The sequence below is a fragment of the Aeribacillus sp. FSL K6-8394 genome, assembly GCF_038008865.1.
Lineage (GTDB): Bacteria > Bacillota > Bacilli > Bacillales > Aeribacillaceae > Aeribacillus > Aeribacillus composti.
In genome coordinates this window covers 659,044-675,138 of the sequence record NZ_JBBPAA010000002.1, presented here as the reverse complement: position 1 = coordinate 675,138, position 16,095 = coordinate 659,044, and the positions used below count along the sequence as shown (strand labels likewise).

Annotated in this window: 12 protein-coding genes; 4 read left to right on the top strand and 8 right to left on the bottom strand. The window is 39.0% G+C overall.

The genetic code is table 11. The features are described 5' to 3' along the window. The 4 genes from chrA to NSR00_RS15580 all read left to right on the top strand — a co-directional run bounded on the left by chrA (window position 1) and on the right by NSR00_RS15580 (window position 4,141). Window positions 1-1,173 carry a chromate efflux transporter gene (gene chrA / locus NSR00_RS15595; RefSeq protein WP_340789719.1) on the top strand — a complete coding sequence of 391 codons (1,173 nt, stop codon included), beginning with the start codon at window positions 1-3 and terminating at the stop codon, window positions 1,171-1,173. A 662-nt stretch (window positions 1,174-1,835) separates the two neighbouring features. Then, entirely contained in the window at window positions 1,836-2,144 is a 309-nt protein-coding gene (locus NSR00_RS15590; protein WP_063389190.1) for an ArsR/SmtB family transcription factor, read from the top strand. Between the two features lie 14 nt (window positions 2,145-2,158). Then, a complete protein-coding gene (locus NSR00_RS15585; protein WP_340789718.1) occupies window positions 2,159-3,073 on the top strand; it encodes a cation diffusion facilitator family transporter in 915 nt (304 codons plus the stop codon). Between the two features lie 21 nt (window positions 3,074-3,094). Further along, the gene (locus tag NSR00_RS15580; RefSeq protein ID WP_340789716.1) at window positions 3,095-4,141 is read left to right on the top strand and encodes a flavin-containing monooxygenase; all 1,047 of its coding nucleotides are present in this window, start codon (window positions 3,095-3,097) and stop codon (window positions 4,139-4,141) included. A gap of 315 nt (window positions 4,142-4,456) precedes the next feature. On the opposite strand, the gene NSR00_RS15575 is transcribed toward NSR00_RS15580, so the two are convergent. The 8 genes from NSR00_RS15575 to secA all read right to left on the bottom strand — a co-directional run bounded on the left by NSR00_RS15575 (window position 4,457) and on the right by secA (window position 15,904). Beyond that, window positions 4,457-5,647 (bottom strand): PDZ domain-containing protein, encoded by a 1,191-nt coding sequence (locus tag NSR00_RS15575; RefSeq protein ID WP_063389193.1) that lies wholly within the window; start codon window positions 5,645-5,647, stop codon window positions 4,457-4,459. Window positions 5,648-6,208: 561 nt separating this feature from the next. After that, window positions 6,209-7,654, bottom strand: a complete 1,446-nt coding sequence (locus NSR00_RS15570; RefSeq protein WP_340789715.1) for a S41 family peptidase — start codon at window positions 7,652-7,654, stop codon at window positions 6,209-6,211. Between the two features lie 535 nt (window positions 7,655-8,189). Beyond that, on the bottom strand, window positions 8,190-9,506 hold the full coding sequence (locus NSR00_RS15565; RefSeq protein ID WP_340789714.1) for a murein hydrolase activator EnvC family protein: 1,317 nt from the start codon (window positions 9,504-9,506) through the stop codon (window positions 8,190-8,192). 73 nt (window positions 9,507-9,579) lie between these two features. After that, on the bottom strand, window positions 9,580-10,470 hold the full coding sequence (ftsX, locus tag NSR00_RS15560; protein ID WP_327863852.1) for a permease-like cell division protein FtsX: 891 nt from the start codon (window positions 10,468-10,470) through the stop codon (window positions 9,580-9,582). Then, window positions 10,463-11,149 (bottom strand): cell division ATP-binding protein FtsE, encoded by a 687-nt coding sequence (ftsE, locus tag NSR00_RS15555; protein WP_327863853.1) that lies wholly within the window; start codon window positions 11,147-11,149, stop codon window positions 10,463-10,465. Before ftsE ends, ftsX begins: the two co-directional genes overlap by 8 nt. Window positions 11,150-11,464: 315 nt before the next feature. After that, entirely contained in the window at window positions 11,465-11,797 is a 333-nt protein-coding gene (cccB, locus tag NSR00_RS15550) for a cytochrome c551 (RefSeq protein WP_063389198.1), read from the bottom strand. Window positions 11,798-12,155: 358 nt separating this feature from the next. Continuing rightward, a protein-coding gene (prfB, locus tag NSR00_RS15545; RefSeq protein WP_340789713.1) for a peptide chain release factor 2 occupies window positions 12,156-13,257 on the bottom strand; the annotation gives its coding sequence in 2 pieces (ribosomal slippage) (window positions 12,156-13,184 and window positions 13,186-13,257; 1,101 coding nt in all). A gap of 136 nt (window positions 13,258-13,393) precedes the next feature. After that, on the bottom strand, window positions 13,394-15,904 hold the full coding sequence (secA, locus tag NSR00_RS15540) for a preprotein translocase subunit SecA (protein WP_340789712.1): 2,511 nt from the start codon (window positions 15,902-15,904) through the stop codon (window positions 13,394-13,396). Between the last annotated feature and the right edge of the window lie 191 nt (window positions 15,905-16,095).

Genomic DNA, 16,095 nt, shown 5'->3' with positions numbered 1-16,095 from the left:
ATGAAGGAATCAAAATGGAAAACGCTGTTCGAGATATTTGCCATTTCCACAAAGCTTGGATTGACCTCATTTGGGGGACCAATCGCCCATTTAGGATATTTTCATGAAGAATATATTCGGAGAAGAAAATGGTTGGATGAAAAGAGCTATGCAGATTTGGTTGCTTTATGCCATTTTTTACCCGGACCTGCCAGCAGCCAAGCCGGGATCGGCATCGGTCTCATGCGGGGAGGAATATTAGGCGGACTTTGCGCCTTTATCGGCTTTACGTTTCCGTCTGCAATCGCACTGATGATCTTTGCTCTTATTCTTAAAGAGTTACATATTGTTGATGCCGGCTGGATTCACGGCTTAAAGATTGTTGCTGCTGTTGTAGTCGCCCATGCTGTTATTGGAATGGCACAAAAACTTGCCCCTGACCTAGGGAGAAAAGCCATCGCATTAGGCGCGCTAGTCGTTACTTTATTATGGCAACATGCTTTTTCCCAAGTTGTCGTCATGTTGCTAGCGGCTTTTATTGGATTTTTATTATATAAAAAAGTAGAAGAAGACACCCAGACTTCGTTACAGGTGCCGATTTCAACACGATTTGCCGCAAGCTGTTTATTGTTATTTTTCGGGCTTCTCCTTTTCTTTCCTTTATTAAAAGTGTGGACTTCTTCTTACTGGATCGGCTTGTTCGACAGCTTTTACCGCTCTGGATCTCTCGTATTTGGGGGAGGACATGTGGTGCTCCCGCTGCTTGAACAGGAATTTGTTCCAACAGGAATGTTAACAGAAAAAGAATTTTTGGCTGGTTACGGAGCAGCACAGGCAGTTCCTGGTCCTTTGTTTACATTTGCTTCTTATATTGGAGCGGTCATGAATGGATGGGCTGGGGGATTCGTTGCAACTTGCGCCATCTTTCTTCCGGCAATTCTGCTCATTTTTGGTACATTACCGTTTTGGGGAAAGCTTCGAAGCAATTCAAAGATTAATGGTGCGTTAATGGGCATACAAGCTGCTGTCGTCGGAATTTTAATTGCCGCTTTTTATGATCCGATCTGGATAAGCTCCATTAATCGTCCGATTGATTTTGCTTTTGCTGCAATTTTATTCAGTATGCTCGCTTATTGGAAGATTGCTCCATGGATCATCGTCTTAACGGGCGCCATTGGCGGCTTGTTCTTGTAAAACTAGATCTGCTGACACAAAGATCCTTCAGGTTTCATTTGATATGATCCCTCTTATGTAGACCTGTCTACCATAAGAGGGATTCCTTTACGGCTAAACCGGACAAAGTATGCCCTTTTTCGACATTTTTTGATCTGGCAGAAGCTGCTATTCATGCCCGGCTTCACCCGTTCCTGTATGAAGGCTAGCCGACAGCGTGAATTAACCAAGTTAACGTTTAGGCAAGGCTGTTCAAGAACGAGAGGTTATCTTCTGCTAGTCAATGATTAAAATAAACATATTGAGATGCTCAATTTCCATGCTTGGCAGCTTCTCAAAAAGATAAATGAATCGACTTCTCAATGATTGCTCGCAAGTACCCTGAAATGTCTTTATACGATCAATTTAGAACATTCTCTCCAGCTGCAATCTACTTTGAAGCAATCATCTTTTAAAAACTGCTTCATTTATCTCATTGCTAATGTCACTTTTAAAGAGCTCTTAGATTTCTTAAGCCCACTGAAAATGCCTCAGAACTAGTTGACCGTATTTCCAATCTGAAAGGTTCCCTCCTCATTATGTACTGTTAAACAGATTTCCTAAACTTGACAAAAAACAGAATGCAAAATATAATAAAATATGAACATATGCTCATATATAATAAAAGAACGAGGGAATTATGAATGAAGACGGAAGATCATTCTTTCTTAAAACCTGAAACAATTGAACATATATCGCAAATATTTAAGGTGTTAGCCGATCCTACTCGAATTAAAATTCTTTATTTGTTATCACAAGAAGAGTGCAGCGTAAATCATATTGCCGAAGTGTTGGAAATGTCTCAATCAGCAGTTTCCCATCAGCTTAGTATATTGCGAAATCTTAGACTCATTAAGTATCGCCGTGAAGGAAAAACACTGATTTACTCCTGTAATGACGAACACGTTTTTTCATTATTAAAACAAGCCATTGATCATTCTGAACATCAGTAAGGAGGCATTGGAGCATGAACATCCATCACCACTCTCACGACCATCATCACGACTTTAACAGGGAAAACAATAAAAAAGGACTTATAATTGCATTGTTCATTACTGTTGGAATTTTGCTGTTAGAGTTTTTCGGGGGGTTAATGACAAACAGTCTGGCCCTTCTTTCTGACTCTGGACATATGCTTAGTGACGCCAGTTCGCTTGCTCTTAGCCTAATTGCTATATGGTTTGCGGCCAAACCAGCCTCCCCAAATAAAACGTATGGCTTTTATCGTTTTGAAATTTTAGCCGCTTTGTTTAATGGAGTTACCTTGTTTGTTATCGCTGGATTTATCATTTGGGAAGCTGTTCAGCGTTTTTTCAATCCGCCGACTGTAGCAAGCGGCTCGATGATGTTGATTGCGTCTATTGGTCTTTTTGCTAATCTTTTAAGTGCCTGGGTGTTAATGAGAAAAGGTGATGTGAAACATAATGTCAATGTTCGCAGCGCTTATCTTCACGTTATCGGCGATGCATTAGGCTCTGTCGGAGCCATTGCTGCAGGATTCATCATGTGGCTCTTTGACTGGTATATAGCAGACCCTATTATTTCCATTTTAGTTGCTTTATTAATATTAAAAGGCGCTTGGGGAGTTTTGAAGCATAGCATACACATTTTGATGGAAGGAACGCCCGTTACCATTGATCAAAATGAAGTGAAGAAAGCCTTAAAAAGTATTGAAGGTGTGAAGGATGTTCACGACCTGCATATTTGGACGATTACATCAGGTTTAGACTCACTAAGCTGCCATATTTTAATTGAAGATCATCAAGACAGTCAAAAGGTGTTGCAAGCTGCCATTCACATGATTGAAGAAAAATTTAAGATTTTGCATACAACCATTCAAATTGAAACCTCTCAAATCCATCATGGAAAAATGAAAGTCTAGCTTTTTTCGGAGTTGATTGAAATGGCACAAAATGTTGATGTTCTTGTAATCGGCGCTGGCCAAGCAGGATTAGCGATGGGGTATTATCTAAAGCAACACGATATATTATTTGCCATTGTCGGCAAGGAAAATCGAATCGGAGATGTTTGGAGAAATCGTTACGATTCTTTAGTGCTTTTTACCCCTCGATCGTTTAGCTCCTTGCCAGGAATGGTCTTAAAGGGTGACCCGGACGGATATCCAACTAAGGATGAAATAGCCGATTATTTAGAGGATTATGCTCAAAAATTCGAATTACCTATTCATCTGAATACAGAAGTCATTTCTCTTCAAAAAGAAAATGAGATTTTTAAAGTGACAACCAACCATAGGAGATATATGGCAAATAAAGTGGTTATAGCAACAGGGCCTTTTCAAAAGCCTTATCTTCCACCATTTGCCGAAAGCTTATACGATCAAGTGTATCAAGTGCATACATCCGGCTATTTGAATCCATCTCAATTGCAAGATGGCTCTGTTTTAGTAGTCGGTGCAGGAAATTCTGGAGCGCAAATTGCAGTTGAATTGTCCGAAGACAGAGAAGTTTATTTATCAGTAGGTCATAAAATGAGATTTCTTCCACTTGACATTATGGGGAAAAGTATTTTCTGGTGGTTTCAAAAAATAGGTTTATTAGACGTCCATATCAATAGCCCGTTAGGCAGGTTGATCAGTAAACAAAAAGATCCTATTTTCGGTAAAGAGCTGAAACATTTACTACAAGAAGGCAAAATAAAAATGAAGCCTAAAACAGAGGGTGTTTCAGGAGATGTTATCTCTTTTGCAGATAACAGTCAAATTCAAGTTCAAAATGTCATTTGGGCAACCGGATTTTATTTTGATTACAGCTGGATACAAATTCCTAATGTTTTAGACCATAGAGGAAAGCCCGTTCACCAAAGAGGGGTTACTCCTGTGAAAGGATTGTACTTCTTAGGATTGCCTTGGCAATATCGGAGAGGCTCCGCTCTTATCGGAGGGGTGGGCGCCGATGCAGAGTACTTGATAAATGATATTTTAAACCATTGAAGGTGCTTGCAATGTTTAGCTAGAGCTTTTCTTGCCGCGGCTATTTTCATGATTAGACATATTTACTGAAAGGCTTCAAATATCATTGAACAATGTCAGTTCCTTTGTACAATAATTCTCGAGCCTAATTCTGCTAGCTATAACATTTTTTGACGTAAAAAACCACTTAGCCAATCATTGACTAAGTGGTTTGATGTGATAGAGAAAATATACCTTTATCGTTCCGGAAAAAAAATGAAACTCATTCCGAAGAATTATGGCCTATTCCTAAAAATTATGTCGCTATTCCGGTTGATTATGAACCATTCATACCGGTTAAGAGGCTTCTGACTTCCACTTCTCATCTTGCACAAAGAGCAAGCCGAGTTCATGATGCTCCCCTTCGTATAAGGCGCGTTGGACAAAACGGATTTCTTTGTTATGTCCTAGTACCTCCAACTTACAATGCGTCCTGCTTATCTGCAGCGCTTCGTAAAATTCGTACGTTGTTTTTACATTTTTTCCATTCACCTTTGTTATAACTTCTCCCGCTTTTATTCCCATTTTCTCTCCCGGGGATTGAGGAAGCGTGCCTAATACGACCAGTCCATAATCTTGTTTCGAGAAATAAAAAGCGGCCGAATTATCATTCATCCTTTGTTTTACAGTTATTAATCCCTTTCCTATCAATGCTAGAGCCGCGGCAACAAACGACAGAAATGGAGCCCACAACGAAGCAGCAGCAACAACAAGAGAAATAATTCCAAGAATCGAAATGCGCCGGCCTGTTACTTGAATGCTTTCCTTTGGCAAAGACCCTTGAATTCTTTGATAAAAACCGACAAAATACGGAATCATCACGAGCATAAATGGTTCACCATTTAAAGAAATAATTGGCCACCAAGAAAAAGGAGATTCCAATGAACCGCCTGGAACTAAAAGCATTAACGGAATCATCCATGTTCTGTTCGCTACATGATTCCCAATCGGCATTCCTCTCTTGCTTTTTATGATAAATGGGGATGTATGGTAATGTGCTGTTCGATAGATGAGAATCCCTTCACAAATAAGCAAAAAGCTTAAAAATAGCGACAAGACGCTGTAGTTTGTTTTATCAAGGCTCACAAAAAATTCATCAATCCAAGGAGATTGATCTGCCACTCCATTTAATAAAGCTGTTAAAAAAATCGTTCCGCCCAATGAGATCGTTGATGACAAAAAACGCGGCTGAAAAGTTAAACTAACAGCCAGCAGCCAAATAGTCAATAAAACGAGTGTTCCGAATGGAATCCACAGTCCTAGAAGCATGAAAAGAACAGAAAGGATAAGGCCAGCGATAATTCCCTTCGTATAAGTAAAACGAATATCGTCAAACACATCATATACGCGCACATGAAAAGATTTTCGTTCTCTTCTAACCCGCCAATATCCATTTAAAAAGGAAAAAATGAGAAAGAAATACAAAAGCGGATGCAAGAAAAAACGGCCTATGCTGAAAAGCAATTCTAAAAGCCATTGTCCAACCAAACGGCCCACCCCTTTTACGAATCATATGAGACTTTCCTCTATTTTATCAAATCTTTTAAAAAAGAAGCTAGAACGTCATATAAAAAACTGGAAATAGGCAAAAAGGCCGATTGACCAAATTCATGGAGCAGCGGCTTTTTTGGCTTCATACCGCTTTTTTCTAAAAAGCTGAATGAATCAGACTTGCAGCAAATTGATCAAAAAATTGAGCAAGGAAACAGCCACTTAACAATGCCGCTCTGTCACTTCCCGATGATTTAAAAGAAAACGCAGCCATATTGTCATAAAGCTGCGATCATCATCTGTATGCATAAATAATTGTAAATTTCACTACGATATGAAAACAGAAATTTTCTCAACTGAAAAGCCTGCACAAGGAAGCGAAATCTCATTTAGAGGCTGTCCATAAAGTGAAATCCCTATTGAAAACAAAAAATCATAAACATCGATATATCAACGTTTCTAAAACATTAAAGGGGGCGTCAATAAGCCGTAAAAACGACTTATTAGACAGCCCCTTAAACAAAATGCAAAATAAAAGCTGCCGTATTTTTTCAATACTTAAGAAGATCGTGCTAATAGTGAAATGGCAGTTTGCAGCTGCAAATCATTTTGTTTTGAACGAGTTTCATTTGTGATCAATTCATTCATTTTTATAGCTGTTTTTTGATCCACTTTCCCCGTCACGGATAAACCGTTCATTTTTTGAAACGCCTTTACAGCCAGCTCGGTTTCTAAACTGAAATAACCGTCTTTTCTCCCAGGATCATAACCTAGTCCTGATAATAATATTTGTGCAATGCGAACTTGTTCATTATTCATTTCTCTCGTTAATGGCTGATCAACATCGAGCGGACCAGCTTTAAAATAATCCGGCTGCGATATTTTTACCGTTGGTTCCACACCTTTTTCATGAATCCAATTTCCCTTAGGAGTCAACCATTTGTATAACGTCAGCTTTATGTTGCTTCCATCATCCAGCGGTATTGTTTGCTGAACTGTTCCCTTTCCAAAGGATTTTTCGCCGACAATGGCATACCCTCCTGCTTCTTTCAACGCAGCTGCCAAAATTTCCGAAGCAGATGCGCTGCCATTGTCAATTAAGACTGCAATAGGATAATGCTTCTTTTCTTTTAATGTTGAATAATACATCTCCCTTTTTCCGTCTCTCTTTTCTATTTGAATATATGGTGCATGATTAGGGACGAGCTGCTGCAAAATTTGCTCTACAGCCTGCAAATATCCCCCCGGATTGCCGCGAACATCGATGACTAGACCGTTAATTTTCTTTTTTTCTAACATTTTTAGTTTTTGTTTAAAGTCATCAGCTGTCCTTTCAGAAAATGAAGTAATATGCAAGACGCCTAACCGCTTGCCATTTTTATTGATTTCGGAGCTGAACACTGTTTCAATCGGAATCTCATCCCGCTTTACTTCAAAAAACAATAAATCTTTACTTCCAGGGCGGCGTATCGTAAGTTTGACGGTTGTTCCTTTTTCTCCTCTGATTTTCAGTACTGCATCATGAAGATCTGAACTGGAAACTGTTTTACCATCAATTTTCACAATTTCATCATTTGGCTTTAAGCCCGCTTTTTCCGCCGGCGAATTTTTAAATGGTGAAATAATGGTTATTTTGCCGTTGTTCATCCCGATTTCGGCACCTATTCCTTCAAATGAAGAATCAAGGGACTCTGTAAATTGTCTAACAGTTTCTTTATCCATATAGACTGAGTATGGATCGCCTAAAGAAGATAGCATCCCTTGAATGGCACCTTCTAGGAGACGTTTTTTGTCGACTGGATGGACATATTTTTCAGAAATTAATTCATACGTTTTTATAAATTTCTCCAATCCTGGAATGGTTTCATCTGAACTTTGCGCAGATGCAGCAATTGTTTTATTTTCCAGCGATTCATTATTTTCAGCATGACCGTGCACATCCAAAACGATGATGGAACTGGTCACTATCCAAAACACTGTAATCAATTTTATTATTTGTTTCATATGTTTTTGCCTTCCTTTCCAACAATCCGAATTATTTATAGCGTATGCAAAGCTTGTACAAATCATGTGCGGATTACAGGAAAAGGAAAAGCAATTCAAAAGACTTAAAATTTACCGCCTTTTACCTAGAAATTGACCGATTCTATTCAGGATCCAAAAAGGAACAAAAAAACAGCCAGCAAAATCCTTCCGATTCAGGATGCTTTGAACACGAATAAGCCGCTTCTTTCTATTGAAAAATGCTTTCCTTTTTTCTGGTCAAACAAACCGCCTGCATCGACACAATCAGGAAAAAGCAATAATGGAAGCTGTCACAATCAAACGGGAGATCAATCTTCACATTTTTTCAATACGAGAAAAGAATTATTGTGAAGTAATCAAAATCAATCCATTGTAACTCGACACGATCTTTTGTTAATACATGTTTTATGAAACTATCTAAGAGAAGAACAGCTTTGCAATTTATTAAAAAAATGAAAAATGCACAACAAACTCTTCTTCCCTTAAGAGCTTATTGTGCATTGTTAATAAATTTTTATGGAAGAACGCTTAAAGGATTGATCGCGCTGGATTTGTTGCGCCATATTCCGTTATGTACTTCAAAATGTAAATGTTGGCCTGCCTGTGGGTTATTCTTAGTTGGTTTCGGATACACATTTCCTGAATTTCCCATATATCCAATAAACTGACCTTGGCTCACTTTTTGACCACTTGAAACGTTAATGCTTCTCAAATGCGCGTAAAGTGTTGTATACGTTTTACCATTAATATTATGGATGATCATAATCACATTACCGTAGCCGCTCATTTTCCCAGCATAACTAACCGTGCCGCCAGCAGAAGCGTAAACTGGAACCGTTCCTCGTTTCGCAATATCAATTCCTGCATGTAACCTGCCCCATCTTGCACCCATTTTAGAAGTAAGAACACCTGAAGCCGGCCAGATAAAAGATCCGCTTCCTGCAGCTGATGATACAGATGGTTCTGGTGAAGATCCGCCATCGCTTGAAGCAGCAGCTTTATCGCTTGATTTAGAAGCAGATTGTGAAGCTTGAGCCTGTCCAGTCTTTTCTTCTTCTAGTCTTTTTAAATATTCTTGCTGCTGTTGTTCAATCATTTTTTGCTGCTTTGCCAGCATAGCATCTTGATATTCCAAATCTTCTAATTCATCCATCGCATGACCATATTTTGTTTCCAATTCCGCCAACAGTTTATCCTTTTCATCAATTTGCTTATCTAGCTCTTGTTTCAATGAAGCCAATTCAGATAAAGCTTCTTCCAAAGAGGACAGCTGTTTGTTTAATTTAGCCTCCGCTTCTTCTTTCAGTTTCATATCTCTTTCATGCTCTTCAATAATTTTTTGATCCGCATCAACGATCGTTGTAACAGCGCTTATACGGTTGACAAAATCATTGAAGCTTTTCGCACCTAAGATAACGTCGAGATAGCTGATTGTTCCTCCTGCTTCCTGCAAGGATTTTGCCCGTTCTTTTAACAGTTCATTCCGCTTTTCAATCCGTTTTTTTACTTCAGCAATTTGTTTTTTCAACTGTTCAATTTCAGCTTTAGTTTTCTTGATTTCATTCTCTTTCTCTTCGATTTTTTCACCAGTATCCAACAATTTTTCATCTAACTTTTTAATCTCTTGATTAAGTTGATTTTGTTTTGTCTCTAACTCTTTTACTTCACTTTTCTTGCTTTCTATATTCGATTGAACATTTGACCGCTCATTTTGAATTCTTGCTTTTTTCTCCTCAAAGGATGACGCATAAGCGCTTTTGCTCAGCGGTACAAATACCCCGCTTGTCCCCAATATAGCTGTAAGACTTAATGTCACTATTCTCTTTTTCACAATCCGGTTCCTCCTCTTTTTCCATGTTTTAAATTATCTCAATCGGGTATGTATAAGTGTAGCTAAAGATAAACTACACTTTTAAAAATTTTCGAACAGACATTAAGCTTCCCCATATGCCGATTAAGGCGCCGATTAAAAATAAGATAGCCGATATTTGAAAAACAAAAGGGGAAAATGGCAACAATTCAACAAAAGATCCTTGAATGTAAGGGATGGCAAAATTAACTAAACTATTGTAGCTGACAACTAAAACTGTAATTGGTATGACAGATCCCAGCGCTCCTAAAAACAAACCTTCTAAAAAGAACGGCCAGCGTATAAACCAGTTTGTTGCACCAACCAGTTTCATAATTTCTATTTCTCGTCTGCGGGCAAATATAGTGATTTTTATAGTGTTTGAGATTAAAAACATCGCAGTAAACACAAGCCCGATGATTAAGACTATGCCGATATTTCTTGAAACGTTGACAACTTCAAACAATTTTTTCACAGTTTCTTCTGCATATTGAACATCTTCGACATAGCGCATTTTTTTAATTTCTTCCGCTACAACTGGAGTATCTTCGGGAACTTTCGTTTTGACGATGAAAACATCGTTTAAAGGATTATCCTGTTCAAATAGCTTGAATGACTCTCCTTTTTCACCGAAGCTTTTAATTAATTTTTCCAACTCCTGGTCTTTGGAAGAAAATTGGACATTCTCTACTTTTTCTAGATTTTTCAATTTCGATTCAAGTTGGTTTTGAGCGTTTTGATCTGCTGTCCTGTCAATTAGCACGGTTATTTCAACATCTTCTTCAATGTTGCTGGCGATATTATTTAAATTCATCATAATAACCAAAAACGTGCCGACCAAAAGAAGGGTCACTGTTACGGCTGATATAGAGGCTATGGACATCCAAGCGTTTCGCCAAAGACTTTTTATCGCCTCCCGCAAATGACGACCGAGAGTTTTATTCATAAAGACCATACTCCCCTCTCGCCTCATCGCGCACAATTTTGCCGTCCTCAATAGCGATAACCCGCTTTCGAATCGTGTTCACGATCACTTTATTGTGGGTGGCCATTAACACCGTTGTGCCCCGATTGTTGATTTCCTCTAGCAATCTCATAATCTCCCAAGAGGTTTCAGGGTCCAAATTCCCTGTCGGCTCGTCTGCTATTACAACAGGCGGATTGTTTACTATGGATCTAGCAATTGATACGCGCTGCTGTTCACCGCCAGACAATTCGTCAGGGAAGAAACGGGCCTTATGCTTCAATTGCACAAGATCAAGGACATTTAATACTTTCTTTTTAATGTTCTTCGGATTTTCCCCGATCACTTCCAAAGCGAAGGCAACATTCTCATAAACAGTCAATTTCGGCAATAATTTAAAATCTTGAAAGACAACCCCGATATTTCTCCGCAAATACGGCACTTCTTTTTCCTTTAGGTTTTCTAGTTGTATACCGTTTATGACAATACTGCCTTTTGTAGGCTTTTCTTCCAGATACATCAATTTGATAAATGTCGACTTTCCAGCACCGCTAGGACCTACGATGTATACAAATTCGCCTTGATTGATTTTTATTGAAATACCGTTAATGGCCAAAACACCATTCGAATAGGTTTTATAAACATCCTTCATTTCGATCATGCTATCACCTGAAGTCATTGAATTATTTCAGTGCTCATCAAAAAATTTTTATTATTACTTGAAACTAATGTTATTTTCTATTCGTCTATTAATTATGAAGCAGAAAATAAATCTTACATCCTTCCCACAAAAAACATTATAACATCATTTTTCGTCAAAAATAGACTTTTTCATATTACATTTTTGTTTCAATATCATAATTCGAGGGAAAATTTTTAAAATTCTTGTAAAAAAAACTACAAAATTTTCTATTATCTGCTATTTTTTTCTATAGCATAAAAAAGCGAGGGTGATCATGTCCCCTCGCTTCTTATGTTACTTTTGGCCTGCAAGCCACTCAGCGACAACATCTGCTTCGCTATCGTTCAATAAACCTTTTGGCATAGCGCCTTTGCCGTTTAAAATAATATCTTTTATTTCATCTTTGCTATATTTGCTTCCAACTTTCTGTAAACTCGGACCGGAAGCACCTTCAAGATTTTGTCCATGGCAGCTTGTACAATTTTGTTTTATCAGATCTTCTGCAGATGCAGTATTCTCAGCTTGATCTGTTCCGCCATTTGTTCCGCTTTCTTGGTCATTCCCGCCGCCCCCGCATGCAGCTAATACGAGTGAAAGACCAAATACTAAGATCAAGAACTTTTTCACTGCGAAATCCCCCTTCGCCAATTAGTCTCGAAGATATTATAACCTAATTATTGAGGTTTCAATCTGGAACAAATTGACCAACATTTGACAATCCTGTGAAAATAACTTGAATATTGATAAAAAAGAAAAAGGGTGTCTAATAAGTCGTTTTTACGCCTTATAGACACCCCTTTAATGTTTTAAATGTTGATATATCAATGTTTATGCTGTTTCGTTTCAATGGATTTTGACTTTCTGGACAGTCCCACACGTTCTCTAATCAAATGGAATTTAGGGCAGTTTTTCTTCGTCATTTTTCCGCATCACATTTCTATTCGCTCATCTTTTGTAACGAGTCATCGTCCTTTTCATAACAGCCTTAAGACAATTTTGCTCTTAAATATGCATCAATAAATGCATCAATTTCACCGTCCATTACAGCTTGGACGTTGCCGATTTCGACATTTGTCCGGTGATCTTTCACCAATGAATATGGATGGAAGACATAAGAACGGATTTGGCTACCCCAGCCAATTTCCTTTTGCTCTCCTCGAATTTCCGCTAATTCTTTTTCCTGCTCTTCAATTTTTAATTGGTATAGCTTAGATTTTAACATTTTCATTGCTCGTTCTCTGTTTTTAATTTGAGAGCGCTCCGTTTGGCATGTCACGACAATTCCAGTTGGCAAGTGTGTAATCCGTACCGCCGAGTCGGTCGTATTTACGTGCTGCCCTCCCGCACCGCTTGAACGGTACGTGTCAATTTTCAAATCCTCGCTTCTAATTTCAATATCGATTTCATCATTAAATTCTGGCATCACTTCGCAGGAAACAAAGGAAGTATGGCGGCGGCCTGATGCATCAAAAGGAGAAATGCGCACTAACCGATGGACTCCTTTTTCCGCTTTTAAATAGCCGTATGCATTGTGTCCTTTAATTAACAGCGTTACACTTTTTATTCCTGCTTCATCACCCGGAAGATAATCGATCGTTTCAACTTTAAATCCTTTCTTTTCCGCCCATCTCGTATACATTCGCAGGAGCATAGATGCCCAGTCCTGAGATTCCGTCCCTCCTGCTCCCGGATGAAGCTCTAAAATCGCGTTGTTTTTATCGTAAGGCTCATTTAAAAGAAGCTGTAATTCAAAATTATTCAATTCCTTCGTTAATTTTTTCAATTCGGATTCAAGCTCTCTTTGCAAATCATCATCCGGCTCTTCTTTAATAAGCTCGTAAGTTACTAGAAGATTTTCATATGATTCATTTAAATGGTTAAATTCTCCGACAAGATCTTTTAAGGCGTTTGCTTCATTAATTACCTTCTGAGCTGCTTGCTGGTCATCCCAAAAATTTGGCGCAGCCATTTGCTCCTCTAATTTTTTTATGCGTGCTTCCTTCTCTTCTAAGTCAAAGAGACCCCCTAAAATCCGCTAATCGTTTAGCCATTTTCTCCAGTTCATTCCGAATTTCTACTAAATCCATTAGTCCTCACCTCTAAAAATTTTTTGCACAGTATACTATATTTTTGCAGATTCGCTTTGTCCACTTATACATTAATTAAAAAATTTATGGGACAGGCGAGACTGACATCTCGCCACACCCATTCTATTTAAAATCGTTATCTTCCGCAACAATGTTTATATTTTTTGCCGCTTCCGCACGGACATGGCTCGTTGCGGCCAACCTCTTTTGCTTTTCTGACTGGTTTCTTTTTCGTTTGGACGTCTCCTTCTTTCGGCTGAACGGCTTCGCCGACCGCCACTTCCTGACGTTCCAAATTGTTTTGAATTTCAGCTTTCATTATATATTTTGTAACCTCTTCTTGGATGGACGCAATCATATTTTCAAACATTGTGTAGCCTTCCAATTGATATTCACGAAGCGGATCGGTTTGTCCGTATGCACGTAAATGAATGCCTTGGCGAAGATGATCCATTGCATCGATGTGATCCATCCATTTTGTATCAACGGCGCGGAGCACAATGACTCGTTCAAATTCACGCATGTTTTCCTCGCCAAAAGCAGCTTCCTTCTCATCATAGCGCTTCTTCGCTTTTTCCCAAATGATATCAATGATTTCATCCGATTCTTTTCCGCGAAGGTCATTTACATTAAAGTCATCTGCTTCATCCAAAATATTGGCTTTTACCCAGTCGACTAATCCTTCAAGGTTCCAGTCTTCCGGAAGCTCTTCTTCAGGCGTAAATGACTGCACAACACGGGTAATCGTTTGTTGAATCATGTCTTCAACATTTTCTCGCAGGTTTTCAGATTCAAGCACTTCATCTCTTTGTTTATAAATAATTTCACGCTGCTGACGGAGCACATCATCATATTGAAGAAGCTGCTTCCGCGCATCAAAGTTGTTTCCTTCCACTCGTTTTTGCGCCGATTCCACAGCACGGGTAATCATTTTGCTTTGAATCGGCTGGGAATCGTCCATTCCAAGCCGATCCATCATGCTCATCATACTTTCTGAACCGAATCGGCGCATGAGTTCATCTTCCATTGACAAATAAAACTGTGTAACACCCGGGTCTCCTTGACGGCCAGAACGTCCTCTCAGCTGATTGTCAATTCTTCGGGATTCATGGCGTTCCGTGCCGATGACGGCTAATCCTCCCAGCTCTTTTACACCTTCGCCGAGCTTTATATCCGTTCCCCGACCGGCCATGTTTGTGGCGATCGTCACAGCATTCTTTTGTCCGGCTTGTTCAATAATTTCTGCTTCCTTCGCATGGTTTTTTGCATTCAACACATTGTGCGGTATACCCCGCTTCTTTAGCATATTAGAAAGCAATTCAGATGTTTCAACCGCAACGGTACCTACTAGTACAGGCTGACCAATCATATGCCGCTGAACGATGTCTTCTACAACCGCTTTAAATTTCCCCTCCATTGTACGGTAAACGAGGTCTGGACGATCTTCGCGGATAACCGGCTTGTTTGTCGGGATGGTAATAACCTGCATGTTATAAATGTTGCGAAATTCTTCTTCTTCTGTTTTCGCAGTACCTGTCATTCCCGCCAGCTTTTCATACATTCGGAAATAGTTTTGGAACGTGATCGTTGCCAACGTCATGCTTTCATTTTGAATTTCAAGGCCTTCTTTCGCTTCGATTGCCTGATGCAAACCGTCGCTGTAACGGCGGCCTTTCATTAACCGTCCGGTAAATTGGTCTACAATGATCACTTGTCCGTCTTCAACGACATAATCAACGTCTTTATGCATGACGACGTGGGCTTTCAGCGCATTGCTGATATGATGGTTTAGTGTGACGTTTTTTAAATCGAACAAATTATCAATATGGAAAGCACGCTCCGCTTTTTCAATCCCTTCTTCTGTAAGTTGAACGGATTTCGTTTTTTCATCATAAGTATAATCTTTATCCTTTTGAAGCGTTCTGACAAAAGCATTTGCCTGAATATACAGTTTGGTGGATTTTTGTGCTTGTCCAGAAATAATAAGCGGAGTTCTTGCTTCATCAATTAAAATGGAGTCTACCTCATCGATTACCGCAAAATGCAGAGGGCGCTGCACTTTTTGTTCCTTGTATAAAACCATATTGTCGCGCAAATAATCAAACCCAAGTTCGTTATTTGTTGAATAGGTGATATCAGCTTCGTAAGCAGCCTTTTTCTCCTCTTTTGACATACCGTTTAAATTTAAACCAACAGTCATGCCGAGAAATTCAAAAATTTTGCCCATTTCTTTTGCGTCCCGGCTTGCCAAATATTCATTGACGGTAACGACGTGAACGCCTTTCCGCGTCAACGCATTTAAGTAAACTGGCATCGTTGAGGTTAATGTTTTCCCTTCACCTGTCTTCATTTCCGCAATATTGCCTTCGTGAAGGGCAATAGCTCCCATAAGCTGTACTTTATATGGATACAGGCCGAGCACTCTGTGAGCGGCTTCTCTTACAACTGCATAGGCTTCCACAAGCAGATCATCGAGTGTTTCTCCCTTTTCAAGCCGTTCCGCAAACTCAGCTGTTTTTGACCTCAATTCCAAATCAGAAAGCTTTCTCATATCAGGACCGAGAGCATTTATTTTTTCAGCTATTTTTTCATAACGAGCTAAAGTGCGTTTATTCGGATCAAACACTTTATTTAAAAGTCCAAGCATCTTTAACGCTCCTTAATTTATTTTATTATTTTAGTTTTTCTTTTAAATTTTATCACTGGTTTTCCAAGCGTACAACTTTTGCTATGTGAAAGTCTTTCCATAAACCCGTCCCATTTGTCTACATTTTATTTGCTTGAAGGTAAAAAAAGTACAGCCAAGGTAGGCTGCACTTTTTTTATATATAATAAATT